Genomic DNA, 13,377 nt, shown 5'->3' on the forward strand with positions numbered 1-13,377 from the left:
GCAAGATCGCCGACAACAACCGTGCATCGAGTCGGACAAATTCGGTCGCATGCACCATGGACAAGTCGACACAGGGCGGACATCCGCGGCACACGCGAGGCACGAGATGGCGCACAATCGACGTCATGACGGCAACGACCTCGATCCGGCCCGGCGAACTCTCGCCGCGCCGCGCCGTACCCCGCGAGATCGTGCGGCCGCACTACGTCGGCACCTGGCCGGACACGCCCGCCGACCGCCAGGACCCGATGGTCAAGGACGCCGACACCATCGCGCGCATGCGCGTCGCGGGGCGCATCGCCGCGGACGCTGTAGTGGAGGTCGGCCGGCACGTCGCACCCGGCGTCACCACCGACGAGTTGGACCGCATCGGCCACGAGTTCCTGATCGCGCACGGCGCGTACCCGTCGACGCTCGGCTACAAGAACTACCCGAAGTCACTGTGCACCAGCGTCAACGAGGTCATCTGCCACGGCATCCCGGATTCCCGGCCGTTGGACGACGGCGACGTCGTCAAGGTCGACATCACCGCCTACATCGACGGCGTGCACGGCGACACCTGCGCCACGTACTACGCCGGCACGCCCGCACCGGAGATCCGCGATCTCGGCGAACGCACCCACGAGGCGATGATGCGCGGCATCCGCGCCGTGCGCCCGGGCCGGCCGATCAACGTCATCGGCCGGGTGATCGAGTCCTACGCGAAGCGCTTCGGCTACGGCGTCGTGCGCGACTACACCGGTCACGGCGTCGGGCCGTCGTTCCACACCGCGCCGACGATCCTGCACTACGACGAGCCGCGCTCCACCACGATCATGGAGCCGGGCATGACGTTCACGATCGAGCCGATGCTGGCCCTGGGCGGCGTCGACTGGTTCATGTGGGACGACGACTGGACGGTGCTCACCAAGGACGGCTCGTGGGTCGCGCAGTGGGAGCACAGCCTCGTCGTCACGGACGACGTCGCCGAGATCCTGACGCTGCCCACCGGCGGGTAGCGAAATCTAGCGTCGTCTTGCGACGGCAGTAGAGACGCCGATACTTCGATAGCCGGCGTCCGGTCGACGATGCTTGTTAGATTCTCGTGAGATTGGGCACGTTGCCGGTGACAGAGCGCGGGGCGATGTTCGGAGTCCCGCCGTGCGCATGCGAGCCCTGGTCAGTGGTGTCACCACCGGCTGCGCGTTCGCTTTCGCGCTGACCCTCGCCGCGACCCCGGCCTTCGCGGCGTCGGGCGATGTCACCCCGCCGTCCGTGTCCAGCTTCACGATCGTCCCCGGCACGGTGGACGACGGGTACCAGGACGCCAGCGCCACCGTCGTGACCCGCATCGTCGATACCGGCGGCAGCCCCACCGCGACGCAGAGCGGCTTCGCGTCCGGCACGCTGACCTTTGTCAACGGCACGACGACGTTGGGCCCGGTCTCGTTCAGCGGCGACCAGCGCGTGGCCGGCACGGCCGTCGACGGCACCTACGACCTGACCGTCCCGGTGCCGCAGGGCACGCCGGCCGGCACCTACACACCGACCGTGACGCTGACCGACGTGGCCAACAAGTCGGCCACCACCACCGCGTCCGCGTCACTGACCGTCGTGGCCACGACTGACAGCCAACCGCCGGTGATGTCCGGCACCGTGTCGCTGACGCCGTCGAGCCTCGACACCACGTCCGCCGGCCAGGACACGCACCTCGCGGTGCGGCTCACCGACGCGCTGTCCGGCGTCACCGACGCGACGGTCGTCCTCACGAACCCGGCCGGCGGCACGACGCCGGTCCCCCTCGACCGGACATCGGGCAGCGCGCAGGACGGCATGTGGGCGGCCGACGAACCGTTCACCCCGCACGACCCGGCCGGCACCTGGACGATCTCCGCCTTGACCGCGCACGACGCCGTCGGTAACGCGCTCAATCAGACGACCGGGCTCGGCGCCGCGGTGACCGTGCACAACACCACCGACAGCGCCGCACCGAGGATCACGGCAGTCACGCCGCCGAGCGCCGTCGTCGACACCTCGAGCGGCGACGTCAGCGTCGTCGTGCCGGTACACGCAACCGACGACCTCTCCGGGGTCACCGACGGCTCGCTGACCTTCACCTCGCCGGACGGGACGCAGACGGCCTTCGGCTCGTTCGGCAGCGCACCGGACTTCGGTACCGCGCAGGACGGCGTCTGGAACGTCTCGGTGGACGTGCCGGCCCGCAGCGAGAGCGGCACCTGGACGCTCGCCTACGCCGACGTCCGCGACGCGCAGGACAACGACCGCGGCTACGACATCTCGGACGTGCCGCCGCCGAGCGCCGAGCTGCACGTGAGCTCCGCGCCGGACGCCGCGGCCCCGACGCTGACCTCGGTCGACGTCGGTCCGTCGCAGGTGTCGACGAGCGCGAACCCGGACGGCTCGGCGAGCGTGGTCGGGCACGTGCGCTTCGCCGACGACGTCTCCGGCGTGGCCGAGGCCGACGTCGTCTTCGCCGGCCCGGACGGCACCCCCGACACCGACGAGACCGCGGTCGTACGTACCGACGATGTCGGCGCACTCGTCGACGGCACGGCGAAGAACGGCACCGTCGCGTTCGCCGCGAGTCTGTCCGCGCCGGCCAGCGGCGGCTGGCACGTCGCGAGCGTCACGCTGACCGACCGGGCCGGCAACGCGCAGACGTTCACACCGACTGTGACGGCACATACGTCGTTCACCGTCACCGCGGCCGGCGCCGACACCAGCAAGCCAACGATCTCCGCGCTGCAGCTGACGCCGGCCAGCGTCGACGCGAGCCAGGGCGCCCCGCAGGTGACGGCCACGCTCGATGTCGACGATTCCGGCAGCACGGCGTCCGGCGTCGCGTTCGCCGACGTGACGCTCGAGTCGCCGTCCGGCGACGACGTGCTGTTTGCCTTCACCGGACCACCCGCGTCCGGCGACACGGTGCACGGCACGTTCCTCGACCACGAGTCGCTGGGCCGTTTCGCCGAGGCGGGGACGTGGCGGGTGGTGTCGGCCAGCGTCACCGATGCGGCCGGCAACGAGACCGATTACGACGCGACGTCACTGCCGAGCGCTCTGCAGCGCACCGTGGTCGTCGCCGCGGCCGCGGACACCACCGCGCCGAGCGCGACGAGCGTGGCGGCGCGCGCGTCCTCGGTTGACGTGAGCGCCGGCGCGCCGGTCACCTTCGACGTCGCGGCCGGTGATGACCACGGCGGGGCGGGCGTGTTGTCCGCGTCGCTCTCCCTGACGGACCAGAGCGGCCGGACGATCACCGGCACGGGCAGCATCGGCACGCCGTCGCCAACCGCCACCGTGCCCGTCGACGTCCAGCTCCCGGCCACCAACACGACCGGCACCTGGACCGTCACCACGTTGAGCGTCACCGACGGAGCGCACAACACGCAGACCTACACCGGCGCCGCGCTGACCGGCCTCGGCGGCACGCACGTCGTGTCGGTGACCGGCCGCACCGACACCACCCCGCCGGGCGCGACGTCGTTCACGCTGACGCCGGGCACCCTCAACACCTCGGCCGGCGCGGTGGACGCGGCGGCGCTGGTGCACCTGACCGACGCGTCCGGCGTGGCGAGCGCATCGGTCGGCGTCACCGGCCCGCGCGGCCAACAGGCGCTTCGCGGTGCCCTGCAGCTGATCGCCGGGACGGCCGCCGACGGCTGGTGGCAGGCGAAGTTGACCTTCCCGCGCTACCTCGACTCGGGCACGTGGTCGGCTGCGCTGTCCGTGGCGGATGCGGCCGGCAACACGGCAACCGTCGACGCGGCGCACCTCGGCGCGGGCGGCACGCTGAGCATCACGAGCACTGCCGACAACACCCCGCCGGCGGTCACCGCCCTGAGCGTCAGCCCGTCGGCGCTGACCGCCGACGCTGCCGACCCACGCGTCTCGGTGAGCGCCACGGCCACCGACAGCGAGTCGGGCGTCGCGTCGGTGAGTGCGACGTTCACGTCGCCGGGCGGCCGGACGCTCACGCCGTCGCTGACGTCGAAGAACGCCGGCACGGCGGGGGCGCTAACGTTCACCGGCAGCGCGCTGCTGCCGCCCGGTGCCGACCCCGGGCAGTGGACGCTCAACTCGCTGACAGTCGTCGACGCGGCCGGCAACTCCACCACCTACAACGCGACGCAGCGTGCTGCTCTGAGCAGCGGCTTTGCGGTCACGACGGCCGGCACGCCGGGCGCGCCGACGAACGTCACCGCCCGGCCGACCTCGGCGACGCGGATGCTCGTCGACTGGACGCCGCCTGCCGACACCGGCGGCGCGGCGATCACCGGCTACACCGTCAGCGGCGCACCGGGCGGCGCGTGCACCACCACCGCGACGGCCTGCGTCGTCGACAATCTGACGCCGGGCACGGCGTACACGTTCACGGTCACCGCCGCGAACCGCATCGGCGCCGGCCCCGCCTCGGCCACCGGCGCCGCCGCCACCACACCCACCGGGCCGCCGTCCGCGCCGGGTGCCGTCACGGCCGTGCGCAGCGGCGTCAACACCGCGCTCGTCAGCTGGACGGCTCCCACGTCCAGTGGCGGCTCGGCGATCAGCGGCTACGTCGTCACGCCACTCGTCAAGGGCGTCCCGGCCACCGCGACCGACGTCGGCACCGCGACGAACGCGACGGTCAGCAACCTGCAACGCGGCGTCGACTACACATTCCAGGTCGCGGCCCGCAACGTGGCCGGCCTGGGCACAGCCGCACGCACCACCGAGCCACTGGTCCTGCCCGCGACGGTCGCGTCCGCGCCACGTGCGGTGAGCGTCAGCGCCGGGGACGGCACGGCGACGGTCCGCTGGAGCGCGCCGCTCGACGACGGCGGCGCGGGCGCGCTCGAGTACACGGCGTCGGACGGCGCCGGCCACTCGTGCAGCGCGGCCGGCACGTCGTGCACGGTCACCGGACTGGTCAACGGCATCGCGTACGCGTTCCGCATCGTCGCGACGAACCAGGTCGGCCCCGGTGCGCCAGCCATCTCCGCTTCGGCGATCCCGCGCTCGGTCACCGCTGTGTCAGCGCCCCGTGTGACGGGCACCGTCCGGTACGGGTCGGCGGATCAGGTGACTGCGACGCTCACTTCGCACGGCCGCGCCGCCCCAGGTCAACTCGTCTCGCTGCAGTACCGACCGATCACCAGCACCGGTGCGTGGAGCACGTTGTCGGCACGTGCGCGGACGGCCTCGACCGGCGCTGTCTCGTTCACGTCGTTCAGGCCGCCGTACTCGGTGCAGGTGCGGCTGGTGTTCGCGGCCGCCGGCCCCTACGCCGTAGCGACGTCGGGCACCGCGCGGATCTCCGTGCAGCGCGCGGTGTCGTTGGCGTCGGCCACGCGGGTCCGCGCCGGCCACGTCCTGCACGTGCGGGTGTCTGCCTCACCCAACCCGACAGGACGGATCGCCTACCTGCAGCGCCGGTCGGGCTCCGGCTGGGTGACGGTGACGCACCACACGATGGGCGCGGGTGCGTACACGTTCTCGGTCACCAGCCGACATCGCGGGACGGCGACCTACCGCGTCGTCGTCAGCGGCGACTCGCGGTACGCGACGTCCTTCAGCCCGTCCCGCAGCGCCCGCGTCATCTGAGTCCGAGCGAGTTCGGTGCCCGGCAGCCGCCGACCTACGGGTTGGCCGCCCCAGCCGCTGCCAATCCCCGGCGCCGACCGGCCGTCACGGCGGCCGCCGAGGCGGTCTCGTTCTCCGCGGAGCCGAGCACCTTTCCGATGAGCACCGCGGTCGGCGCAGACAGGCCAACCCATACGATGAGTGTCATTTCCCACCAGTACATGCGCTCCAGTCCAGCAGCGAAAATGAAACATTTGCCGAATGACGATCGACGTCGCGCCCAACTTTGATCGCAGATCGGTGTACCGGAGGGCAAGCATGAGGGACGACAAACGTTGTGGCGTGTGCAGTTGAGTGCCATTCGCTCGCTCGTCGGCCGCAGCGGCTTGGGTGCCGTCCGCCGCATTCTGCTGCAACGCGTTCTCTACCGTTGGCTGCGGCGACGGCCGGTGGACCCGTCCCTTGCGGTGTTCGCCACGTATTGGTACCGCGGGTACGGCTGCAATCCCGCCGCGATCTACGAACGTGCCGCGCAGACGGTTTCCGGTTTCCGGGGAGTGTGGGTCGTCGACAGGGAGCATGCAAACAACATGCCGGCCGGCGTCGAATTCGTTGTCGCCGGCAGCCCCGCGTATTACCGAGTACTGGCGCAGGCGAGAGTCCTGGTGAACAACGTCAACTTCCCCAACTACTTCGTCAAACGTGCTGACACGTTGCATGTTCAGACACACCACGGAACGCCGCTGAAGCGCATGGGGCTCGACCTCCAGGGCAAGGATCTGGCCACGGCTCCGCATGATCTCGACGCGCTGCGAACTCGGTGTGCGCGCTGGGACTTCTCCATCGCTGGCAACGCCTACGCGGCGGAGATCTGGAGCCGCAGCTTCCCCGGCACCTACCGGACCCTGCTGACCGGACAGCCGCGCAACGATGTTCTCTCGCGCGCCACCGCGGACGACCGTCAGCGCTACCGGGAAGCCCTGGGGCTCGAGGCGGGCGACAAGGTCCTGCTCTACCTGCCCACCCATCGTGACGACGAGGACACCCACGTCGATCGACTCGATCGGGATCGGTTGCTCGCCGGGCTCGGGGACGAATGGGTGGCCCTGTGGCGACCCCATCACCGCTATACGTCGTCGGGCGCGCATGCCGGCAGGGCGGGCAGGTTCGTCGACGTCGGCGCCTATCCCTCTGTCGAGGAGCTTTACATTGCTGCTGACGTTCTCGTGACGGACTACTCGTCGGCCATGTTCGACTTCGCGATCTTGGACAAGCCGATCGTGATCTTCGCGCCGGACTGGGAGGAGTACGAGCGTGAACGCGGCGTCTACTTCGACCTGACCGAGGAGCCCCCGGGCGTCGTCGTGCGCACCACGGACCAGGTCGTCACCACTCTCACTGAGGGGTTGCACACGTCGCCCGACGCTCAGCGGAACCTTGCCGCGTTCCGCGACCGTTTTTGTCATCTGGAGGATGGTCACGCGGCCCAGCGCGTCGTGCAAGAAGTATGGGAAACGTGACCTCGACGCCCGCACCAGGACGCCTGCGCGTCCTGTTCGTCGACCAGGGCCGCGCGCTCGCCGACTCCGCGATGGGTCACGTCCGGGTCAAGCATGCACTCGCCACGGGCCTCGATCAGAAAACCGTCGACCCGCTGCGGCTGGACATCCGACCGTTCACCCGGACGGAACGACGGTTCCTGAAGTCCGTTCCGCGGCTGCGTGGACTGAACTTCTGGACCGTCCGCTTTCTGTTACTGCGCAATTGGGTGTCGCGTCGCGCGATCCGGGCAGCGGTGACGGGGCAGCAACCGGACGTCGTGCACATCACCACGCATCAAGTGGCCCTCACGCTCCGACGACTGCAGCGCCGCGTTCCGTGCGTCCTGTCGGTGGACACGCCGCTGATCGACTGGTCGCGCATGACCCACGGCGTGCCGGCTGGTGCACGCACCCCGGCTCACCTGCGGCCCATCGTCGTGCTCGAGCGTCGTGCCCTTCGACGCGCGCCGCTGGTCATCGCGTGGACTCAGACCGTCGGCCGCCGGCTGACGGAACTCGCACCGGACGCGAACGTGCAGACCGTCCATCCGGGGCTGGACACAGCCGCTTTCTCACTGGGCGAACGGTCGGCCGACGACCGGCCGGCGCGCATCCTGTTCGTGGGCGCCAACTGGGAGCGCAAGGGCGGACCTGCGCTGCTCGACGCCGTGGGGAGCGAGCTCGGCCGCACGCTCACGCTCGACGTGGTGACCAGCGTCGAGCTCCCTGCAACGCCCGGGCTTACCCAGCACCGCGGCAAACCGGGCAGTTCGGAGATCGCAGCGCTCTTCCAGCGCGCGGACATTTTCTGCCTCCCGACGTCCGTGGACGCAGTGCCCTGGGTCGTCCTGGAGGCGATGGCGTGTGGCGCCGCCGTCGTGGCGACACGCGTGGGCTCCATCCCGGAGATGGTCGGGGACGGCGGAGTACTCGTCGATCCGGGCGACACCGAGCAGCTGGGTCAGGCGCTGCGCGAGCTCAGCCACGACCTGCGCCGCTGCCACGCCCTGGGCAGCGCGGGGCGCCGCCGGGTCGAAGAACACTACGACGCCGCGAAGAACACCCGCGTCTTGTCCGACCTCGTACAACACGTGGCACGAGCAGGACGCACCGGAGCAGACGACACGACGGGCTAGGCGACCGACTTGCTCGGGGCAAGCACGCGCGCATAGCTGATCGCCTCAAAGACCACCGATCGTGCACACAGCAGCAGCGCGGCGAGGTACGAGCTCGCAGCGATGAGTCCGAGCAGGACGAGCCGGATCGTCGCAGACAAGCCGTCGAGCGACGGCTCCGCGAGGAACGTTGTGCACAGCATGATCGCGGCGCTCACGATCGGGCCGGCGATGTCGCGCAGCGTCGCCCAGACCGTCGTCCCGATGGATTTCGCGACCGTGGAAAGCCAGATCGGCATCGTGAGATACGCCCGGATGACGAAAGACGCGGCGACCCATTTGATGCCGAACGGAACCGCGACCGCGAACGCGGCAACCTGCAGCAGGGTGCTCGCCAGTCCCATCCGGAACACAAGTCGCGCGCGGCCAACGGCCTGCATGAGTGCGCCGTTATAGCTGAAGATGACCTGCTGCGCGCCGAACAAGCACAGAATGCGCATCACGGGCACGCTCTTCGCCCACTGCGGGCCGAACACAACTTGCACGATCTCGGGAGCCGCGATGAGGCAGAAGATAAAGACCGGCATGCCGACCAGTGCGCCCATCCGAACTGCAGAGCGGTAGGCGGTCATCAACCTCTGCTTGTCTCCCTGCAGGCGGCTGAAGACCGGGAAGGCGACTCTTTGAATCGTCGTTCCGAACACCTCCACCAGGACGGTCAGAATTCGGTAGGCGACCGAGTAGATACCTAGCGCGACCGGGCCCAACACCGCACCGATCAGGAAGTCGTCGGTTCGACCGTTGAGAGCGGAAAGCAGGCTCACGCCCATGAAGTGCCTACTCGAGGCAAACAAACCTTTGAACCGGGTCGGGTCGAACTGCTTGCCGGGTCGATACCCGCTACGCCACGTAGCGCCAGCAGAACTGAGGGCGAGGCTCAGCACGGTCTGGACGATCAGTGACCACACGCCGAAGCCCAGAAATGCGAAGGAGATGCCCACAATGGTCGCGGCGACGTTTGCGAACATCGACACCCGAGCGAGCACCTTAAAGCCTAGGTCGCGTTGCAATATAGCTTGTGGCACGCTGCCCAATGCGACGAACACCAACGCAACAGAGAGAACCTGCAATACCGGACGCAACTGCGGTTGGCGATAGATGTCGGCCAACGGCCACGCCGCGATACAGAGGGAAACGGCCAACACAGAACTGGTACCGAGCCCGATCCAAAAGGTGGTGTCGTAATCGCGCTGGTCCACCTCGGACTTCTGGACCAAGGTTTGGCTGTACCCGGCTGCCGCCAGCGTGGACAGCACAATGACAAACACGTTCGCAGTGGCGGCGATACCGTAGTCATGTGGATCCAACAAGCGAGCAAGGATCACAAACCCGAGAAGGCTCAACGTCTGATTTACCAGCGTTTGACCACCGGTCCACAAGAACCCACGCACCCCGCGAGCTTTGAAGCCGGTGTCGGCGCGGGATTCGAGAGCTACAGGCCGGTCGCGAGCAGGCAACGGGCGGTGCCTGGGCAGCGGACGCCTGCGAGACTGGGCTGGCATTAACTCCGAGAGCTTTCGGGTCGCGGGCGTGTTGGCTCGGTTACTGACCTAGTCCAAGCTGCGATAGCGATGTTCATTGCGCGTTGCTCGGGGCTCACTGGATCGTAGCCGACGACCGTGTGCGGCGTAACGCGTGATCTCAGCCGAGCTTTAGCGCCTGCTCCGAAAAGGTGTCCAGCAAGCGCATTACAGGTCCGAGCGCACCGACGGTGTGAAGCCGCTATCCGACACCGAACCGCGGTATCTGCAAGTGCTTGATCTGCCGTTGATCACTGGCAAACGTTGTCGCTTTAGGCGGGTAGTCACTGCATCCGCCCCTACTGTGGGCACGCGAGACCGGCCCGACTGCGAAGCCTGGGAACCGTGGCCCCGTTCAACCGTAATCGTGACGCGTCGGTGGCGCAGCTCACTCAGCCCCGGCTGCTCCTCCTTATCGGTCTGAGGCGTGTTGTGTACTTAGTGGGCAAGTCCGACCTGAGCACTGCGCGTGTAGAGGCCGTCCGACCTGGCCCTTCAGGTCTTCGCCGGGAAAGTCTGCCCGCAGCCAAGCCCGGGAAGAAGACATTTGCCATCGCGAGGGAGCCCGCGAATGAAGCCTGTTGACCGCACGCTGCCTGTCCTGCTGATGACAGCGACGGTCACGCCTGACCCCGCCATGAGCACGCTGGTGCGCCGCAACCCGACGGAGCGCTTCGACGAATACTTGAAGTCCGCCGCGTTCTACTTCCCGCTCATCCCGCAAACATTCTCGGCAGTGATCTTTGCGGAGAACTCGGGTGCAGACCTCGGCGCCATCGAGGCAATCGCGGACCGCCACGACATGCGGGATCGTCTTACCACCCTCAACGTGCCACCGATTGATCCGGAAGCTGGCCGCAGCGCCGGTGAGGCACACATCGTTCGCGTCGCCATGGGTTCGGTGCCCGCGCTGATGACACTCGACGCCCACCAGCAGGTATGGAAAGTCACGGGCCGCTACATCGTGCGGAACATGAAGCATCTAGTCGCGACAGCACCCACCACGGATCTCTACATCAACGTGCGCCGACGACCCCACGCCTGGTGCGACACCTACGCCTACTCGTTCACCCGAGCCGGCTACGGGCGCTACCTGGAAGACGCGACAGAAGCCATCAGGGCCGGCGTCGGATACACAGGCGAGCAGACCATGTCCGCGCATATCGAAACGCTCATCGAAGCCGGCGAACCCATTACACCGAGGCTGCGTTACGAGCCGCGGATCAGCGGCGTACGTGGGCGTGACGGTGCGTCGTACGGAAGTCCTACGCAACGGGCCAAGTACATGGCGCGGGTGATAGCAAGACACGTAAAGCCGGGCGTCTGGCTGTAGTACGGCGTTTCCCTGCGTCGACCATCCGCGTCGGGCTGCTGGCGAAGCCCGACTGAATACAGCCGGTGGCGTTTCGGCGCAGTGCCCAAAGCGTGAGATTTCTGGCTTGCGGTTGCAAGCCATGCCGTCGTAAGTACGGTGTGTGGCATGCAAGCAGGCCGCGATCCACAGATCTTGAACTGATGCAGGTTGTCCTCGCGGCTGAAGACAAACGGGCTGCAACTCCGGCCCGGACCGCGCTACGCCTACGCCTCTTCGCAAAACCCGTCGTCCACCGACTGGCTCCTCGGCGAGCTGGCGACGCGTACGCCAGATGGCGGACTAACCGCTGGTGGGCGGCGGACCCGCGGGCGAGAGCTGACGCCCGGGACCAGATGGATATGCTGCTCGGGTGCACTGGTCGACCGCTCGACCTCGAGCAACTTGGTCGACGCTACATGTACGAGACGCTGCGTCGAGACGAGCTGATGTGGCGTCCCTGGCTCGTTAAGGCCCTGCCGGTGCAACGTCTGGACGTTCTGCGGGAAGCCCATGCGCAAGGCTGTGGCGTGATCTTGAGCTTCGCCCATCACGGCCAATACAGCGGCGTCTTCCCCTCAATCGCCCGTCACGGGCTGAAGCTTCACGTCGCGATAGCTGAGTGGCTGCACACGCAGAACACGCCGACCTATAACGGTCGCTTCTGGCGGCAACACGTCAAGGTCGTCGGAAGCCATGGGGTTGGTGTGATTCCTGCCGTAAGCGGGGCGTCGGCTGTCATGGGCCGCATGCTGGCGGCCGGCGCCATCGTGGCGATAGCGAGCGATGTCGCCGGCAATACGGCGACGACGTTCATGGGCCGTTCGGTGAAGACGGCCTCGGGTGCTGCGCGCCTCGCTCTTTCGTCTGGCGCACCGATTATTCCTGTCACCGTGCACCGAGGTGGTCGGGTTCAGATACTACGGATCGAGGACGCGTTGCAGGTCGACCCTGCAATGGATGTCTCGACTGTGCTGGCCGCGATCCTCCGTGCTCAGGAGAGCGCCGTCGGTGAGTGGCCCGAGGCGTACCACTGGCCGGCGAAGCGGTTCGGCCTCGTGCGGCCTGAAGACGTGGAACGGTTTGGCTTCCCGCCCGACGGTTACTACCAGCGCTACCGCGTCTGAGCGCATCCGCGCCGGCGCGGATCCTCGCTGCGGTGCGGCCAACGCGGCCTTCCGCAGTTGCGCTCCTCGGCGTCACAAGTACGGTCTTCGTTATGCAGCGAGCCCGCCCCCCAGAATTGCCGTTGGAGGCGGGAGGATCCTTCTCGTGACCGAGACCGAACAGAACGCGGCTCGAATGCCAGCCAAGCTCCGCCTGCGCATCTTCGCAAAGCCCGCCGTGCACCGGTTGGCTCCTCGTCAGGCCGGCAGCTCCTACGCCAGGTGGCGTGCGAAGCGGTGGTGGACCGCGGACCCGCGCGCCCAGACGGACGCCCGCGATCAGATGGAGGTGTTGCTCCGACACACCGGCAGTCAGTACGACTTCGACCAGCTTGGTCGGCAATACATGTACGAGACACTGCGCCGAGACGAGATGGCTTTCCGTCCCTGGCTCACGACAGCAATGCCAGTGCAGCGATTGGACGTTCTCCGAGCGGCGCATGCCGGGGGTCGAGGTGTGATCTTGAACTTCATGCACCACGGTCAGTACGGCGGAGTGTTCCCCTCGATCAACCGACATGGGATATCTCTGCACATAGTTGGCGACAAGTGGTACCGCACCCCGTCGTCCATGAGCTGGGGTGACCTGCGGGCCCGCCAGCACATCGCGACGGTGTGCAGCAACGGTGTTCGCGCGCTAGTTGCGGAGAGCGGCGTGTACACGACGATGTGTGACATGCTCCGGGCCGGCGACGTCATTGCAATCGCGAGTGATCTGCCCGGTTCCACCCCGACAACATTTCTGGGGCGACCCGTGAAAGCGGCTTCGGGTGCTGCACGGCTAGCGAAGGAAACCGGTGCGGCGCTCGTTCCGGTCACCGCGCATCGCGGCGGGAAAGTGCAGACGATCCGGATCGAGGATCCTCTACCGGTCGATTCGTCTATGGACGTTTCTGCCGTGCTTTCTGCGATCCTGCGCGTCCACGAGAGGCCGATCCTCAATTGGCCCGAGGCTGTCGAGCGGCCCGCGAAGCGGTTCAACTTCGTGGCACCGGACGACATCGAGAAATACGGTTACCCGCCCGGCGGTTACTTCCAGCGATACCGAGTCTGAGCCCTCGG

At 67.9% G+C, this 13,377-nt stretch carries 8 protein-coding genes; 7 read left to right on the forward strand and 1 reads right to left on the reverse strand.

Features of this window, described 5'->3' with window-relative positions; genetic code table 11:
* Positions 1–125: 125 nt before the first annotated feature.
* The 4 genes from map to ACFFCN_RS09975 all read left to right on the forward strand — a co-directional run bounded on the left by map (position 126) and on the right by ACFFCN_RS09975 (position 8,239).
* Positions 126–998, forward strand: coding sequence for a type I methionyl aminopeptidase (gene map / locus ACFFCN_RS09960; RefSeq protein WP_375491192.1), 873 nt, complete (start codon positions 126–128; stop codon positions 996–998).
* 148 nt (positions 999–1,146) lie between these two features.
* Complete coding sequence (locus ACFFCN_RS09965; protein ID WP_375491219.1) at positions 1,147–5,583, forward strand: beta strand repeat-containing protein; 4,437 nt, start codon at positions 1,147–1,149, stop codon at positions 5,581–5,583.
* 323 nt (positions 5,584–5,906) lie between these two features.
* A complete protein-coding gene (locus tag ACFFCN_RS09970; RefSeq protein ID WP_375491194.1) occupies positions 5,907–7,082 on the forward strand; it encodes a CDP-glycerol glycerophosphotransferase family protein in 1,176 nt (391 codons plus the stop codon).
* Positions 7,079–8,239, forward strand: a complete 1,161-nt coding sequence (locus ACFFCN_RS09975; protein WP_375491196.1) for a glycosyltransferase family 4 protein — start codon at positions 7,079–7,081, stop codon at positions 8,237–8,239. The genes ACFFCN_RS09970 and ACFFCN_RS09975 overlap by 4 nt, the downstream gene beginning before the upstream one ends.
* On the opposite strand, the gene ACFFCN_RS09980 is transcribed toward ACFFCN_RS09975, so the two are convergent.
* The gene (locus ACFFCN_RS09980; protein WP_375491198.1) at positions 8,236–9,735 is read right to left on the reverse strand and encodes a lipopolysaccharide biosynthesis protein; all 1,500 of its coding nucleotides are present in this window, start codon (positions 9,733–9,735) and stop codon (positions 8,236–8,238) included. The genes ACFFCN_RS09975 and ACFFCN_RS09980 overlap by 4 nt on opposite strands.
* 634 nt (positions 9,736–10,369) lie before the next feature.
* Between ACFFCN_RS09980 and ACFFCN_RS09985 the strand changes: the two genes are divergently transcribed.
* From ACFFCN_RS09985 to ACFFCN_RS09995, 3 genes are all read left to right on the forward strand, one after another.
* Positions 10,370–11,131 carry a hypothetical protein gene (locus tag ACFFCN_RS09985; RefSeq protein ID WP_375491200.1) on the forward strand — a complete coding sequence of 254 codons (762 nt, stop codon included), beginning with the start codon at positions 10,370–10,372 and terminating at the stop codon, positions 11,129–11,131.
* A 437-nt stretch (positions 11,132–11,568) separates the two neighbouring features.
* Positions 11,569–12,276 (forward strand): lysophospholipid acyltransferase family protein, encoded by a 708-nt coding sequence (locus ACFFCN_RS09990; RefSeq protein ID WP_375491202.1) that lies wholly within the window; start codon positions 11,569–11,571, stop codon positions 12,274–12,276.
* Between the two features lie 145 nt (positions 12,277–12,421).
* Positions 12,422–13,369, forward strand: coding sequence for a hypothetical protein (locus tag ACFFCN_RS09995; RefSeq protein ID WP_375491203.1), 948 nt, complete (start codon positions 12,422–12,424; stop codon positions 13,367–13,369).
* Positions 13,370–13,377 lie beyond the last annotated feature (8 nt).

Origin of the sequence: uncultured Jatrophihabitans sp., assembly GCF_964246335.1 — a bacterium.
Lineage (GTDB): Bacteria > Actinomycetota > Actinomycetes > Mycobacteriales > Jatrophihabitantaceae > Jatrophihabitans.

Coding starts and splice junctions, on each gene's coding strand:
- ACFFCN_RS09985 (WP_375491200.1), top strand. CDS start 10,370: ATGAAGCCTGTTGACCGCACGCTGCCTGTCCTGCTGATGACAGCGACG.
- map (WP_375491192.1), top strand. CDS start 126: ATGACGGCAACGACCTCGATCCGGCCCGGCGAACTCTCGCCGCGCCGC.
- ACFFCN_RS09990 (WP_375491202.1), top strand. CDS start 11,569: ATGTACGAGACGCTGCGTCGAGACGAGCTGATGTGGCGTCCCTGGCTC.
- ACFFCN_RS09965 (WP_375491219.1), top strand. CDS start 1,147: ATGCGAGCCCTGGTCAGTGGTGTCACCACCGGCTGCGCGTTCGCTTTC.